Raw genomic sequence first — 13788 nt, 5'->3', positions numbered from 1 at the left:
GAGTGGTGGTCAGTCGTCCCGTCGGTTGCGGTTGCCGGGCCTGGAGGCCACCCAGGCCCGCACCGTGTCGGCGTACCAGTAGGGCTTGCCGCCCTCGACATGGTCGGGATCGGGCAGCAGGCCGTGCTTGCGGTAGGACCGCACGGTGTCCGGCTGCACCCGGATGTGTGCCGCGATCTCCTTGTAGGACCAGAGCCTTCGGTCGGTCATAGCGTGCACCTCCCCGCGCGCACCACGGCGGCGACCGGGACGGCCGTCAGGGGGAGCCGGGCGCTGCGCTGGCGATCAACAAGCCTGTGCCCGGTCAACGACACACCGTGAGACAGGGCAGGGCCTGTGCGCAGGGTGTGACATAAGCCCAGCGGAGCTGGGACACCTGTGACAAGAAGGGGGTGTTTGTGACACGGCCGGGGCAGAACTCGGCCGCGGCTCGGACCGAAAGCGCTGTCATGATGTGGTCCGAATGTCCGGACAAAACATTGACAGGGCTTCGTGAAGGGGGCTACAAAGCCGGGGAGAGCCGACATCGAGGGGAAGCCGATGGCGTACGACCTGATCACCATGGGGCGGATCGGGGTGGACCTGTATCCGCTCCAGACGGGCGTCCCGCTGCCGCAGGTCACGTCCTTCGGCAAGTTCCTCGGCGGGTCGGCGAGCAATGTCGCGGTCGCCGCGGCCCGCCTGGGCCGGTCCACCGCGGTGATCACCCGGACCGGCGACGACCCCTTCGGCACCTACCTCCACGAGGCCCTGCGCGGCTTCGGCGTGGACGACCGCTGGGTCACCCCGGTGCCCGGCCTGCCGACCCCGGTCACCTTCTGCGAGGTCTTCCCGCCGGACGACTTCCCGCTGTACTTCTACCGGCAGCCCAAGGCCCCCGACCTGGAGATCGACGCCCACGAGCTCGACCTCGACGCCGTCCGCGCGGCCCGGGTCTTCTGGGTCACGGGCACGGGCCTCAGCGAGGAGCCGAGCCGTACGGCGACCCTCGCGGCCCTCGCCCACCGCGCCAAGTCCGGCACGACGGTCTTCGACCTCGACTGGCGCCCGATGTTCTGGACCGACCCCGACGCGGCCCGCCCCTTCTACGAGGAGGCCCTGCGCCACACCACCGTCGCCGTCGGCAACCTCGACGAGGTGGAGGTCGCCACCGGCGTGCGCGAACCCCACGCCGCCGCCCGAGCCCTGCTCGACGCGGGCGTCGACCTCGCGGTCGTCAAACAGGGCCCCAAGGGCGTGCTGGCCGTCTCCCGCGAGGGCGAGACCGCGGAGGTCCCGCCGCTGCCGGTGAACGTCCTCAACGGCCTCGGCGCCGGCGACGCCTTCGGCGGCTCCCTCGTCCACGGCCTCCTCTCCGGCTGGGACCTGGAGAAGACCATGCGGCACGCCAACGCCGCCGGTGCCATCGTCGCCTCCCGCCTGGAGTGCTCCTCCGCGATGCCCACGCCCGACGAGGTGGAGGCGGCCGTCACCGCGGGGGCCGTCAAGTGACCGTCGACGTCTCCGAACTCGTCCGCCTCCGCAGCCACCGCCCCGAGGCGATCGCCGAGGCCGCCGCCCGCCGCCCCCGCCGGCCCCTGCTGAACGCGAGCGGCCGCCTGATGATCGTCGCCGCCGACCACCCGGCTCGCGGCGCCCTCGGCGTCGGCGGCCACAGCATGGCCATGGCCAACCGGGCCGACCTCCTCGAACGCCTCTGCCTGGCCCTGTCCCGCCCCGGCGTGGACGGAGTGCTCGCGACCGCCGACATCCTCGACGACCTGCTCCTGCTCGGCGCTCTCGACGGCAAGGTCGTCCTGGGATCGATGAACCGCGGCGGCCTCCAGGGCGCCCGCTTCGAACTCGACGACCGCTTCACCGGCCACCGCCCCGAGGACATCGAGCGCCTCGGCTTCGACGCCGGCAAGCTGCTGCTGCGCATCGACTACGACGACCCCGGCTCGCTCACCACGATGGAGTCCACCGCCCGCGCGATCGACGACATGGCCGCGCGCCGGCTCCCCGTCTTCGTCGAGCCGTTCCTCAGCCACCGCACCCCCGAGGGCAAGGTCAGGAACGACCTGTCCGCCGAGGCCGTCACCAAGTCCATCGCCATCGCCTCGGGCCTGGGCGGCAGTTCCGCCTACACCTGGCTGAAGGTGCCCGTCACCGACAACCCCGACGACATGGCCGAGGTCATGGCGGCCTCCACCCTGCCCGCCGTCCTGCTCGGCGGAGAGGTCGGAGACGACCAGGACGGGGCGTACGAGAAGTGGCGGGGCGCACTCCAGCTGCCCACCGTGCGGGGACTGGTGGTCGGCCGTTCGCTGCTGTACCCGGCTCAGGGCGATGTGGCCGCCGCCGTGGACACCGCCGTAGGACTGCTGTGAGGGCCGCCTCATGACCAGGGTGCGCACAGAAGACCACCAGCCCCGTCTCCCGGGCGGGGAGGGCGGATTCGCGTCGGTCACCGACCGCGCGCACACGCCCCGTGACGCCCGGGTCAAGAACGCCTCCGGCGCGGGACGCCGCTTTGCTTTGGCAGGAGCGAAGAGCGAGCGACAACTCCCCGCCCGCTACGGCCCCGCGCCGGAGGTCCCCCACGCGAGCCGCCCGCGGCCCCGCCGTGTGAACGTTCGTAGTGGCCGATGCGTACCCGTGTCCACCCAGAGGGAGGGATACCGATGACCTCGACGACGAGGCTGACGGTCGCACAGGCGCTCGTGCGCTTCCTGGCGGCCCAGTACAGCGAACGCGACGGCGTACGGCAGCGGCTCATCGGCGCCACCTGGGGCATCTTCGGCCACGGCAACGTCGCCGGCATCGGCCAGGCGCTCCTGGAGCACACCGAGGAGATGCCGTACCACCAGGGCCGCAACGAACAGGCCATGGTGCACGCGGCGGTCGGCTACGCCCGGCAGTCGGGCCGCCTCTCCACGCACGCGGTCACGACCTCCATCGGCCCGGGCGCCACCAACCTCGTCACCGGCGCGGCCCTCGCGACCATCAACCACCTGCCGGTGCTGCTGCTGCCCGGCGACGTCTTCGCCACCCGCCCCGCCGACCCCGTCCTCCAGCAGCTCGAAGTGCCGTACGCGGGCGACGTGTCGGTCAACGACTGTCTGCGCCCGGTGTCGAAGTACTTCGACCGGATCACCCGGCCCGAGGCCCTGATCCCGTCGGCGCTGCAAGCGATGCGCGTCCTCACCGACCCCGTCGAGACCGGCGCCGTCACCCTCGCGCTGCCCCAGGACGTGCAGGCCGAGGCGTACGACTGGCCCGAGGAGTTCTTCGCCGAGCGCGTCTGGACCGTACGGCGTCCCGGTGCCGACCCGACGGAACTCGCCGAGGCGGTGGGGATCATCCGTGCGGCGACAAGGCCCCTGGTCGTCGCGGGCGGCGGCGTCCACCACAGCCGCGCCGAGGAGGCGCTCGCGGAGTTCGCCGAGACCACCGGCATCCCGGTCGCCTCCACCCAGGCCGGCAAGGGCTCCCTGCGCCACGACCACCCCCAGGACGTCGGCGGCATAGGGCACACCGGCACGGCCACCGCCGCCGAACTCGGCCGCACCGCAGACCTGGTGATCGGTGTCGGCACCCGCTACACCGACTTCACCACCGCCTCCGGCACGCTCTTCGCCGGCGAGAACGTCCGGTTCCTCAACCTCAACATCGCCGCCTTCGACGGCCACAAGCTCGCCGGGCAGCCCCTCGTCGCGGACGCCCGCAGCGGTCTGACCGAACTCACCGACGCCCTCCGGCTGCACGCGTACCGGGTCGCCGACTCCTACGCCACCGAGTACACCGAGGACAAGGAGCGCTGGGAGCAGCGCGTGGACGCCTGCTACGAGGTGGACGAGCCGGACACCCGGCCGACCCAGCAGCAGGTCCTCGGCGCCCTGGACGCCCTCGTCGACGAGTCGGACATCCTGATCAACGCCGCCGGCTCCCTCCCCGGCGACCTGCACAAACTGTGGCGGACCCGGTCGTCCGACCAGTACCACCTGGAGTACGGCTACTCCTGCATGGGCTACGAGATACCGGCCGCGATCGGCGTGAAGCTGGCCGCCCCGGACCGGCCGGTGTGGGCACTGGTCGGCGACGGCACGTACCTGATGATGCCGACGGAGCTCGTCACGGCCGTGCAGGAGGGCGTCGCGATCAAGGTCCTGATCATCCAGAACCACGGCTACGCGTCCATCGGCGGGCTCTCCGAGTCGGTGGGCGGTGAGCGGTTCGGGACCGCGTACCGCTTCCCGGCGGAGGACGGCACGTACACGGGTCCGCCGCTGCCGGTGGACCTCGCCGCCAACGCGGCCAGCCTCGGCATGCGCGTGCTGCGCGCGAAGACCGTACGGGACCTCGGTCAGGCCCTCGCGGAGGCCCGGGCCGCCGACACTCCCACATGTGTCTACGTGGAGACCCAAACGGCAGACACAGTGTCGGGCGCGCCTCCCGCGCAGGCCTGGTGGGATGTACCCGTGGCCGAGACCGCGACACGGCCGTCCGCGGTCAAGGCACGTGAGCTGTACGAACGGCACGTCTCCACCCGACGCCGCCATCTGTGAAGGAGTTCCCGGCCATGACGAAGATCGTCAACCACTGGATCGGCGGCAAGACCGTCGAAGGCGCCTCGGGCACGCACGGGCCGGTGACCGATCCGGCGACCGGCGCGGTGACGACGAAGGTCGCGTTCGCCTCGGTCGACGAGGTGGACGCGGCGGTCGCCGCCGCCAAGGAGGCCTTCACCACCTGGGGCCAGTCCTCGCTGGCCCAGCGGACCTCGATCCTGTTCAAGTTCCGGGCGCTGCTGGACGCCAACCGGGACGCCATCGCCGAGCTGATCACCGCCGAGCACGGCAAGGTGCACAGTGACGCGCTCGGCGAGGTGGCGCGCGGCCTGGAGATCGTCGACCTGGCCTGCGGCATCAGCGTCCAGCTGAAGGGCGAGCTGTCCACGCAGGTCGCGAGCCGCGTCGACGTCTCCTCGATCCGGCAGCCGCTCGGCGTGGTCGCGGGCATCACCCCGTTCAACTTCCCGGCGATGGTGCCGATGTGGATGTTCCCCATCGCCATCGCGTGCGGCAACACGTTCGTGCTGAAGCCGTCCGAGAAGGACCCGTCGGCCTCGGTCAAGATCGCCGAGCTGCTCGCCGAGGCGGGCCTGCCCGACGGTGTCTTCAACGTCGTCCACGGCGACAAGGTGGCCGTCGACCGCCTGCTGGAGCACCCGGACGTCAAGGCCGTCTCCTTCGTCGGCTCGACCCCGATCGCCCGCTACATCCACACCACGGCCTCCGCGAACGGCAAGCGCGTCCAGGCCCTCGGCGGCGCCAAGAACCACATGCTGGTCCTCCCGGACGCCGACCTCGACGCGGCCGCCGACGCCGCCGTGTCCGCCGCCTACGGCTCGGCCGGCGAGCGCTGCATGGCGATCTCGGCGGTCGTCGCGGTCGGCTCGATCGGCGACGAACTGGTGGAGAAGATCCGCGAGCGCGCCGAGAAGATCAAGATCGGTCCCGGCAACGACCCGACCTCCGAGATGGGCCCGCTCATCACCAAGGTCCACCGCGACAAGGTCGCCTCCTACGTCGAGGGCGCGGCGGCCGAGGGCGCCGAGGTGGTCCTGGACGGCACCGGCTACACGGTCGACGGCTTCGAGGACGGCCACTGGATCGGCATCTCGCTGCTCGACAAGGTGCCCACCTCGGCGAAGGCCTACCGGGACGAGATCTTCGGCCCGGTCCTGTGCGTGCTGCGCACGGAGACCTACGAGGAGGCCCTGGACATCGTCAACGCCTCGCCGTTCGGCAACGGCACCGCGATCTTCACCCGGGACGGCGGCGCGGCCCGCCGCTTCCAGCTGGAGGTCGAGGCGGGCATGGTCGGCGTGAACGTCCCGATCCCGGTCCCCGTGGGCTACCACTCCTTCGGCGGCTGGAAGGACTCGCTCTTCGGCGACCACCACATCTACGGCAACGACGGCACGCACTTCTACACCCGCGGCAAGGTCGTCACCACCCGCTGGCCCGACCCGGCCGACGCCCCGTCAGGCGTGGACCTTGGCTTCCCACGCAACCACTGAGGTTTTCCTGAGGGGCGCCCGCAGCTTCTGCAGGCGCCCCTGTGCGCATCGCCCCGAGGGGCGCGGGGAACTGCGCGACCAGCCCCGACGAGCCCGCACTCGGCCGACAACATCACCGCCCGAGCTCGCCGCCGTACACCACCCGCAGTACACCGAAACCCCGTGTACACCCCTGGAAGGGCTTTCACTTCGGCCTCCGGTCGACAACTGTTCGACAGGTTCACCCCGTACCGTTGACGCATGGATCTTCGATTGCCTGGACTGCACGGGCTGCTGCGGCGGCCCCGGAGGCTCCTGGCCGCCGGGGCCGCCGTCGTCGTGCTCGCAGGCGCGGGAACATGGACGGCCGTCGCCGGCGACGAAGCGCCCCCGGTGCAGCGGACGGACCGCCTCCTGGGCACCGAAGACGGCGTGCGGATCGACAGCTCCTTCTTCACCTCCGGAGGAGACCGCCGACGCCCCGCCGTCCTGCTCGGGCACGGCTTCGGCGGCAGCAAGAACGACGTCCGGCAGCAGGCCGAGGACCTCGCCAGAGACGGCTACGCGGTCCTGACCTGGTCCGCCCGCGGCTTCGGCAAGACCAACGGGAAGATCGGCCTGAACGACCCGAAGGGCGAGGTCGCCGACGTCTCGAAGCTCCTCGACTGGCTGGCGAAGCAGCCCCAGGTCGAACTCGACAAGCCCGGCGACCCGCGCGTGGGCATGGCCGGCGGTTCCTACGGCGGCGCCATCGCCCTGCTCACGGCGGGACACGACCCCCGCGTCGACGCCATCGCCCCGGCGATCACGTACTGGAACCTCGCCGACGCGCTGTTCCCGAACGGCGTGTTCAAGAAGCTGTGGGCCGGCATCTTCGTCAACACCGGCGGCGGCTGCGAGCGGTTCGAGCCCGCACTGTGCCGGATGTACGAGCGGGTCGCCGAGTCGGGCCGGCCGGACGCCCAGGCACGCAAGATGCTCGAAGAGCGCTCTCCGTCCGCCGTCGGCGACCGCATCAAGGTGCCGACGCTGCTGATGCAGGGCCAGTCCGACTCCCTCTTCCCGCTCGGCCAGGCCGACCGGGCCGCGAAGACCATCCGTGCGAACGGCGCCCCCGTCGACGTCGACTGGATCGCCGGCGGCCACGACGGCGGCGACATGGAGAGCAGCCGTGTCCAGGGGCGCGTGAAGTCCTGGTTCGACCGCTACCTCAAGCAGGACAAGGGCGTCGACACCGGCCCCGCCTTCCGCGTCACCCGCACCCTCGGCCAGGGCTCCGGCGACGGCGAACCCCGGCTGACCGGCGTCACCTCGGACCGCTACCCCGGCCTGGAGAGCAAGTCCCGCTCCGTCGCCCTGACCGGCCGCGAGCAGAGCTTCGACAACCCGCCCGGCGCCAGCCCGCCCGGCGTCTCCGCGCTGCCCGGCCTCGGCGGCGCCGGCGGCCTCAGCCAGCTCTCCACCCTCGGCATCGGCATCTCCCTCGACTTCCCCGGCCAGTTCGCCGCGTTCGAGTCCGCGCCGATGCGCGAGGACCTCCAGATCACCGGCTCGCCCACCGCCACCGTCCACGTCGAGTCCACCAGCGACGACGCCGTCCTCTTCGCGAAGCTCTACGACGTCGGCCCGGGCGGCGGCACCCAGCAGGTGCTGCCCTCCCAGCTCGTCACCCCCCTCCGGGTCGAGGGCGCCGAGGCCGGCAAGGACGTCACCGTCACCCTCCCGGCGATCGACCACGAGATCGACGACGGCCACCGGCTCCGCCTGGTCCTCGCCTCGACGGACCTCGGCTACGCCTCCCCGGCCGCCCCGGCCACCTACACCGTCTCCCTCAAGGGCGACCTGAAGGTGCCCTCCGCCCTCGGTCAGCGCGACAACCAGGGCGGGCTGCCCGCGTGGGTGTGGTGGCTGCCGATGGCCGGCGCCGTGATCGCGGCCGCGCTGATCGTCACGGGACGCCGCCGCACGGCGGCTCCCGCCCCGCCGGACCCCGAGCTCGCCGAAGTGCCCCTCCAGATCACGGACCTGACCAAGCGGTACGCCAAGTCCACCGACCGGTACGCCGTCAAGGACCTCTCCTTCCGGGTGGAGAAGGGCCAGGTCCTGGGCCTGCTCGGCCCCAACGGCGCGGGCAAGACGACCACGCTGCGCATGCTGATGGGCCTCATCAAGCCGGACGGCGGTGAGATCCGCGTCTTCGGCCACGCCATCAGCGCCGGCGCCCCGGTCCTCTCCCGGGTCGGCGCCTTCGTCGAGGGCGCCGGCTTCCTGCCGCACCTGTCCGGCCGCGAGAACCTGGAGCTGTACTGGCGCGCCACCGGCCGCCCGCCCGAGGACGCGCACCTGGAGGAGGCCCTGGAGATCGCCGGCCTGGGCGACGCCCTCGCCCGCGCGGTCCGCACCTACTCCCAGGGCATGCGCCAGCGCCTCGCCATCGCCCAGGCCATGCTCGGCCTGCCCGACCTGCTCATCCTCGACGAACCGACCAACGGCCTGGACCCGCCCCAGATCCGCGAGATGCGCGAGGTGATGATCCGCTACGCCGCCGCCGGCCGCACGGTCATCGTCTCCAGCCACCTCCTCGCGGAGGTCGAGCAGACCTGCACCCACCTGGTCGTGATGGACCACGGACAGCTCGTCCAGGCGGGCCCGGTCGAGGACATCGTCGGCTCGGGCGACACCCTCCTCGTCGGCACGGCAACGCCCGTGGAGGAGCCCGTCGTGGAGAAGGTCACCGCGCTGCCGGGCGTCGCCTCGGCCGTCCGCACCGACGAGGGCCTCCTCGTCCAGCTCGACGCCGACGGCACCCCGCAGCGCCTGGTCGCCGAACTCGTACGGCTGGACGTGCCGGTGCGGTCGATCGGCCCCCACCGCCGTCTGGAGGACGCCTTCCTCACCCTGATCGGAGCCGAAGCATGAGCAAGCTCGCCGAGCCGCCCGTCGAGGTCGCCGACGGCTACCGCGCGGGCCGCACCCTGCCCCTGCGGGTCGAGCTGGTCCGGCAGCTGAAGCGGCGCCGCACGCTCGTCATGGGCGGCGTCCTGCTCGCCCTGCCGGTCATCCTGCTCATCGCCTTCCAGGTCGGCGGCGACCCGGGCGGCAACAACAACCGCGTCAACCTCATGGACACCGCGACCGCGTCCGGCGCCAACTTCGCCGCGGTCAACCTCTTCTCCGCGGCCGGCTTCCTGCTCGTCATCCCCGTCGCCCTGTTCTGCGGGGACACGGTCGCCTCGGAGGCCAGCTGGTCCTCCCTGCGTTACCTGCTCGCGGCCCCCGTGCCCCGGGCCCGGCTGCTGTGGTCCAAGCTCGCCGTCGGACTCACCCTCAGCCTCGCGGCGATGGTCCTGCTCCCGGTCGTCGCCCTCGCCGTCGGCACGGCGGCCTACGGCTGGGGCCCGCTCGAACTCCCCACCGGCGGCAGTCTGTCCACGGGTACGGCGGCCCAGCGCATCCTGATCGTCGTCGCGTACATCATGGTGTCCCAACTGGTCACCGCCGCCCTGGCGTTCTACCTGTCGACCCGGACGGACGCACCGCTCGGCGCGGTCGGCGGCGCGGTGTTCCTGACCATCATCGGCAGCGTCCTCGACGAGGTGACGGCCCTCGGCGACTGGCGCCACTTCCTGCCCGCGCACTGGCAGTACGCCTGGCTCGACGCCGTCCGGCCCCAGATGGAGTGGTCGGACATGATCCAGGGCACCTCGATCTCCGTGACGTACGCGCTCGTGCTGTTCGCCCTGGCCTTCCGCGGTTTCGCCCGCAAGGACGTCGTCTCCTAGGGGACTGACACCCGGACCGACACCGAGGCGACCTTCCCGCTGTGCGGGGCGGGCCAACCGGGTGAACCTGCGGAACCAATTCCCCTGTGCCGGGTTGATGAGGCAGTAGAGCATGCGGCGCCACGAGAAAGGAACGCGCAGTGCTCAAGGAGGCAATGACCGTCGCGGCGGCCGCCGCTTCTGCCCCTTTGACGCGAGCCGGCATTCACACGCCCCATTCCTGAGCAGCGCTGCGACCGTTCATGCCGCCACTCCGCCGACCCCGAACGTGGATCTTCGTTCCGAGGTCGGCCGCCCCAATTCTTCAAAGCAGGAGGACAACGCAATGCGACAGACCCTGAGCAAGGGAGCGTTCGCGGCGGCGGCCGCCACGGGGATTCTGTCCCTGTACGGCAGCCCCGCCCTCGCCGACTCGGACGCGTCGGGAGTGGCCAAGGATTCTCCTGGTGTGCTGTCCGGGAACAACGTGCAGGTGCCGGTCGACGTTCCGATCAACCTGTGCGGCAACACCGTCAACGTGATCGCGGCGCTCAACGAGTCGTTCGGCAACGCCTGCCGCAACGACTCCCACGGCTCGAAGGGGTATGGCGCGGAGGCGTCGGGGATCGCGAAGGGTTCCCCCGGCGTGGGCTCCGGGAACGTCGTGCAGGTGCCGGTCGACGCGCCGTTGAACGTGTGCGGCAACAGCGTCGACGGACTGGCTCTGTTCAACGAGGCGGCCAAGAACGACTGCGAGAACGGCTCGTACGGCGACGACCACGGCGGTGGTTACGGCCACGAGGACGAGACCACGAAGCCGGGCGAGGAGCGCACGCCCCCGGTCAAGGAGGAGCGCCCCACCCCGCACGACAAGGAGAAGCCGGGCTCCTCGACCACGCCTCGGGAGGAGAGCGAGACGCCGTCCACCACGGAGGAGGAGAGCGGCCCGCTGCCCCAGCTGGCCGAGACCGGCAGTGAGGCACTGGCGGCCGCCTCGGCCGTCAGCGCCGCCCTGATGGCCGGCGGCGTGATGCTGTACCGCCGCGGCCGCACCAGCTGGTCGCGCTAACTGTCACCGGGTGCCGGACGCGACCCGTCCGGCACCCGCACCCCACCCCGGACCGGCGCCTGCCACCACCCGAGGCAGCTCCAGCCGGTCCGGGGCCGAACGCGGTACGGGCCGGCCGGCAGCGCATCTCCCGCGGCACCGTCGCCCACTCCGTCATGGTCCCGGCCACACGACTCCGGCCCTCCGGGACAGCACGACCCGCACCCCCCGTCGACCACGGTCCGGGGGGTGTCACCAGTGGTCCCCCCGGCGGCGGACACGGCAGCGGGACCGGACCGCCGACGGCTCTCTTCCCGTCGGCGGCCCGGAACGCCGGGTTCCTAGCGGCGTACCGGCGACGGCGACTCGCTCCGGCTGCCGCTCACCGGTGCCGGGACGGTGCCCTTCGCCGGTGCCGTCCCGAGCCGGCGGTTCACTCCGCGGACGAGCGTCGACGCCGTGAACGACGCTCCCTGGACGAAACGCATGGCCGGGCCGAAGCCTGAGGCCGTGACCAGGCCCGCGAAGAACAGGCCGGGCTGTGAGGACTCGAAGCCGTGCCCGACCGCGGGAGAACCGTCGGGCAGCGCCGCCAGCGATCCGCGCAACTCGGCGGAGAGCAGCCCCAGCCGGTCGCAGCGCGCCCGGAACCCCGTCGCGGCGATGACGTGCTCGGTCTCCAGGCTGCGCAGGGCGCCCGCACGGCTCACCGTGTCCAGCCGTACCCCGCCCGGCACCGCGGCGGCCGCGGTGACCTCATGGCCCGGCAGCAGCTCCACGACACCCTCCACCCGGTCCCGCACCCACCACGCGCCCGCCGGCCCCAGCGCCGTGGTCGCGATACGGGCCCGGGTCGGCTCCGGCAGCCGCCGGAACAGGTTGGGGCGCTCCGCGTAGAACCAGTTCTTCCACCCGGGGCCGAGACCGCTGTGCGGGGAGCGGACCGACTGCCACCAGGGGCGCTCCCAGGGCGGCGGCACGTCGTTCCACACCAGCCGGTCCGCCCGCGCCAGCACCCGTACGGTGGTGCCCTGCTCGGCGAGCAGCGCCGCCGTCTCCAGGGCCGCCTGGCCGCCGCCGATCACCGTGACGTCCTTGCCGCGGAAGCGGTCGAGGTCGCTGTGGTGGCTGCTGTGCGTCACCAGCGCCGGGTGCAGTCCGCGCAGCGCCTGCGGTACCTCGACGAACGGCATCACACCGACCGCCAGGGCCACCGTCCGGGCGTGCACCTCCTCCCCGTCCTCGGTGACCGCCGTGAAGCCGCCGGGCCCGGCCGCCACCCGGGTGACCGTGCGCTCGTCCACCTCCGGCACCGCGTTCCGCGCGAACCACAGGCCGTACTCCGCGAACGCCTCGACCGGGATCGGCTTGGCGTGGCGCGCCGTCAGGCCCTGTTCCGCGCAGTAGACGTCCAGACGCCACCGACCGTCCGGGTCGGAGAGGTTGGACGCCCACGGTTCCGACTTCAGGAACATGCCGCGGGGCATGTTGTCCCGCCAGGACGCCATGGGCCGGCCGAACACGCGCAGGTTCAGCCCGGCGGACGCGGCGTGGGACGCGATCGACAGACCGTAGGGGCCTGCGCCCACCACCAGAAGGTCGTACACCATCAACTGCTCGCTTTCTCGTTGTCGGTCAGGGAGGGCGAGGCCGCCCGGGGGATCAGCCGTGGCGCCGGCGTCGCCGTCGTCGTGCTCAGCCGCTCGCGCAGCCGCCGGGACACATGCCGGCACCACAGCGCCCACATGGCCCGTCCGGGAGAGCGGTCGTCCGCGGCGTACCAGGCCAGTTCGCGCCCGCCCGGCGCCGCACGCAGCGCGGCCAGCGGCGCGTAGTTCTCCACCACGAACGCCCGTCCGGCCATGGGGGCCCCGTCCGGCAGCGGACGGCCCGTCAGGTCCAGGTGCAGGGCCCGTACGACGTCCAGTCCCGCCCGGTCCGCGAAGAGCCGGAACTGGGCGCCGGTGCGCGGGTTGAAGTCGAGCAGGTGGTAGCGGCCCGTCTCACCGCAGCGGCGGAAGTCGAGGTCGAAGATGCCCCGGTAGCCCAGCTTGGCGGTGAGCCGCTCGGCCAGCGCCCGCACCTCCGTGTTCGGTGTCCAGGAGCCCACCGCGGTCAGCCCCGCCCCCCGCGGCCAGGACAGCTGCTTGCGGCCCGACCCGCCGGCGCGCACGGTGCCCGAGTGGTCGGCGTAGCCGTGGAAGAACCAGTCCCGGTCCGGCCCCGGCGCCAGGTACGCCTGGAGCAGCAGCTGGCTGCCCGCTTCCTCGGTGCGCAGGAACAGCTCCCGGGCCTGCTGCACGGACCGCGCCAGCACCGTGCTGCGCAGCCCGCTGCCGGTGGGCAGCAGCCAGGGCCGGCTCCACTTCGCCACCACCGGCAGCCCGAGCTGCCGCATGGCGTCGGCGACCTCCGCCGGACTGTCCGGGACCAGGGTCACCGGGTGCGGGACGTCGGTGGCCGCGCACACGGCGGCCAGTTCCGCCTTGTCGGCGACGCTCTCGGCCAGCGTGCCCGGCATCGCCGGCAGCAGGTAGGAGGGCGCGAGCGCGTCCCGCATCCGGAGCACGGCGATTGCGCTCGCGTCGTCCATCGGGACCAGCACGGCGGGGCGCGCGATCCGGTCGGCCACCTGCCGCAGCACGGCGAGAATCTCGTCCGGGGAGGCTCCCGGCAGGGGCGGGGGATGAATCTGACGTACATAACGTGACGCGCCGACGGGACTCCCCTCGCAATCCGCGACGACGTGTACCTCCACGCCCGCCCTGCCGAGCGAACGCACGGCCCCCAGCGTTCCGTGGTGAAAGGGATTCCGGTCGATCCGCAGCACAACGGCGGGGACGCGGGTGTCGAGCAGCGACACGAATTCTCTCTTTCTCTTCGGCCGGCTCACCCACTCGGGCGAGCCCGGCACTCGAAAGCCGCAACGGTTGTGG

At 72.3% G+C, this 13788-nt stretch carries 10 protein-coding genes and 1 pseudogene; 8 read left to right on the top strand and 3 right to left on the bottom strand.

The features are described 5' to 3' along the window. Positions 1-9 precede the first annotated feature (9 nt). Complete coding sequence (locus ABEA82_RS03365; RefSeq protein ID WP_039932649.1) at positions 10-210, bottom strand: MerR family transcriptional regulator; 201 nt, start codon at positions 208-210, stop codon at positions 10-12. A 330-nt stretch (positions 211-540) separates the two neighbouring features. On the opposite strand from ABEA82_RS03365, the gene iolC reads away from it, so the two are divergent. From iolC to ABEA82_RS03325, 8 genes and pseudogenes are all read left to right on the top strand, one after another. After that, the gene (iolC, locus tag ABEA82_RS03360) at positions 541-1491 is read left to right on the top strand and encodes a 5-dehydro-2-deoxygluconokinase (RefSeq protein WP_345659813.1); all 951 of its coding nucleotides are present in this window, start codon (positions 541-543) and stop codon (positions 1489-1491) included. Next, positions 1488-2369 (top strand): Cgl0159 family (beta/alpha)8-fold protein, encoded by an 882-nt coding sequence (locus ABEA82_RS03355; protein ID WP_345659812.1) that lies wholly within the window; start codon positions 1488-1490, stop codon positions 2367-2369. Before iolC ends, ABEA82_RS03355 begins: the two co-directional genes overlap by 4 nt. Positions 2370-2415: 46 nt before the next feature. Further along, a pseudogene (locus ABEA82_RS03350) lies at positions 2416-2592 on the top strand (5-deoxy-glucuronate isomerase); the annotation flags it as partial. Between the two features lie 71 nt (positions 2593-2663). Next, positions 2664-4547, top strand: coding sequence for a 3D-(3,5/4)-trihydroxycyclohexane-1,2-dione acylhydrolase (decyclizing) (gene iolD, locus ABEA82_RS03345; RefSeq protein ID WP_345659811.1), 1884 nt, complete (start codon positions 2664-2666; stop codon positions 4545-4547). Positions 4548-4561: 14 nt separating this feature from the next. Further along, on the top strand, positions 4562-6064 hold the full coding sequence (gene mmsA / locus ABEA82_RS03340) for a CoA-acylating methylmalonate-semialdehyde dehydrogenase (RefSeq protein WP_345659810.1): 1503 nt from the start codon (positions 4562-4564) through the stop codon (positions 6062-6064). Between the two features lie 240 nt (positions 6065-6304). Beyond that, complete coding sequence (locus ABEA82_RS03335) at positions 6305-8962, top strand: CocE/NonD family hydrolase (protein ID WP_345659809.1); 2658 nt, start codon at positions 6305-6307, stop codon at positions 8960-8962. Further along, positions 8959-9825, top strand: a complete 867-nt coding sequence (locus tag ABEA82_RS03330) for an ABC transporter permease (protein ID WP_345659808.1) — start codon at positions 8959-8961, stop codon at positions 9823-9825. The genes ABEA82_RS03335 and ABEA82_RS03330 overlap by 4 nt, the downstream gene beginning before the upstream one ends. 325 nt (positions 9826-10150) lie before the next feature. Next, positions 10151-10873 carry a chaplin gene (locus ABEA82_RS03325; protein ID WP_345659807.1) on the top strand — a complete coding sequence of 241 codons (723 nt, stop codon included), beginning with the start codon at positions 10151-10153 and terminating at the stop codon, positions 10871-10873. Between the two features lie 320 nt (positions 10874-11193). Here ABEA82_RS03325 and ABEA82_RS03320 read toward each other — a convergent pair whose 3' ends face one another. After that, positions 11194-12462 carry an NAD(P)-binding domain-containing protein gene (locus ABEA82_RS03320; protein ID WP_345659806.1) on the bottom strand — a complete coding sequence of 423 codons (1269 nt, stop codon included), beginning with the start codon at positions 12460-12462 and terminating at the stop codon, positions 11194-11196. Beyond that, positions 12462-13715 (bottom strand): carboxylate--amine ligase, encoded by a 1254-nt coding sequence (locus ABEA82_RS03315; RefSeq protein WP_345659805.1) that lies wholly within the window; start codon positions 13713-13715, stop codon positions 12462-12464. Before ABEA82_RS03315 ends, ABEA82_RS03320 begins: the two co-directional genes overlap by 1 nt. Between the last annotated feature and the right edge of the window lie 73 nt (positions 13716-13788).

The organism is Streptomyces venetus, from assembly GCF_039540295.1.
GTDB classification, from domain to species: domain Bacteria; phylum Actinomycetota; class Actinomycetes; order Streptomycetales; family Streptomycetaceae; genus Streptomyces; species Streptomyces venetus.
Note: the sequence above shows the minus strand (reverse complement) of the source record. Positions and strands in the feature narration are given on the sequence as shown.

Excerpts from the sequence above, each read along its gene's own strand:
- ABEA82_RS03365 (WP_039932649.1), bottom strand. The coding sequence starts at position 210 with ATGACCGACCGAAGGCTCTGGTCCTACAAGGAGATCGCGGCACACATC.
- ABEA82_RS03330 (WP_345659808.1), top strand. The coding sequence starts at position 8,959 with ATGAGCAAGCTCGCCGAGCCGCCCGTCGAGGTCGCCGACGGCTACCGC.
- iolC (WP_345659813.1), top strand. The coding sequence starts at position 541 with ATGGCGTACGACCTGATCACCATGGGGCGGATCGGGGTGGACCTGTAT.
- ABEA82_RS03320 (WP_345659806.1), bottom strand. The coding sequence starts at position 12,462 with ATGGTGTACGACCTTCTGGTGGTGGGCGCAGGCCCCTACGGTCTGTCG.
- ABEA82_RS03335 (WP_345659809.1), top strand. The coding sequence starts at position 6,305 with ATGGATCTTCGATTGCCTGGACTGCACGGGCTGCTGCGGCGGCCCCGG.
- mmsA (WP_345659810.1), top strand. The coding sequence starts at position 4,562 with ATGACGAAGATCGTCAACCACTGGATCGGCGGCAAGACCGTCGAAGGC.
- iolD (WP_345659811.1), top strand. The coding sequence starts at position 2,664 with ATGACCTCGACGACGAGGCTGACGGTCGCACAGGCGCTCGTGCGCTTC.
- ABEA82_RS03325 (WP_345659807.1), top strand. The coding sequence starts at position 10,151 with ATGCGACAGACCCTGAGCAAGGGAGCGTTCGCGGCGGCGGCCGCCACG.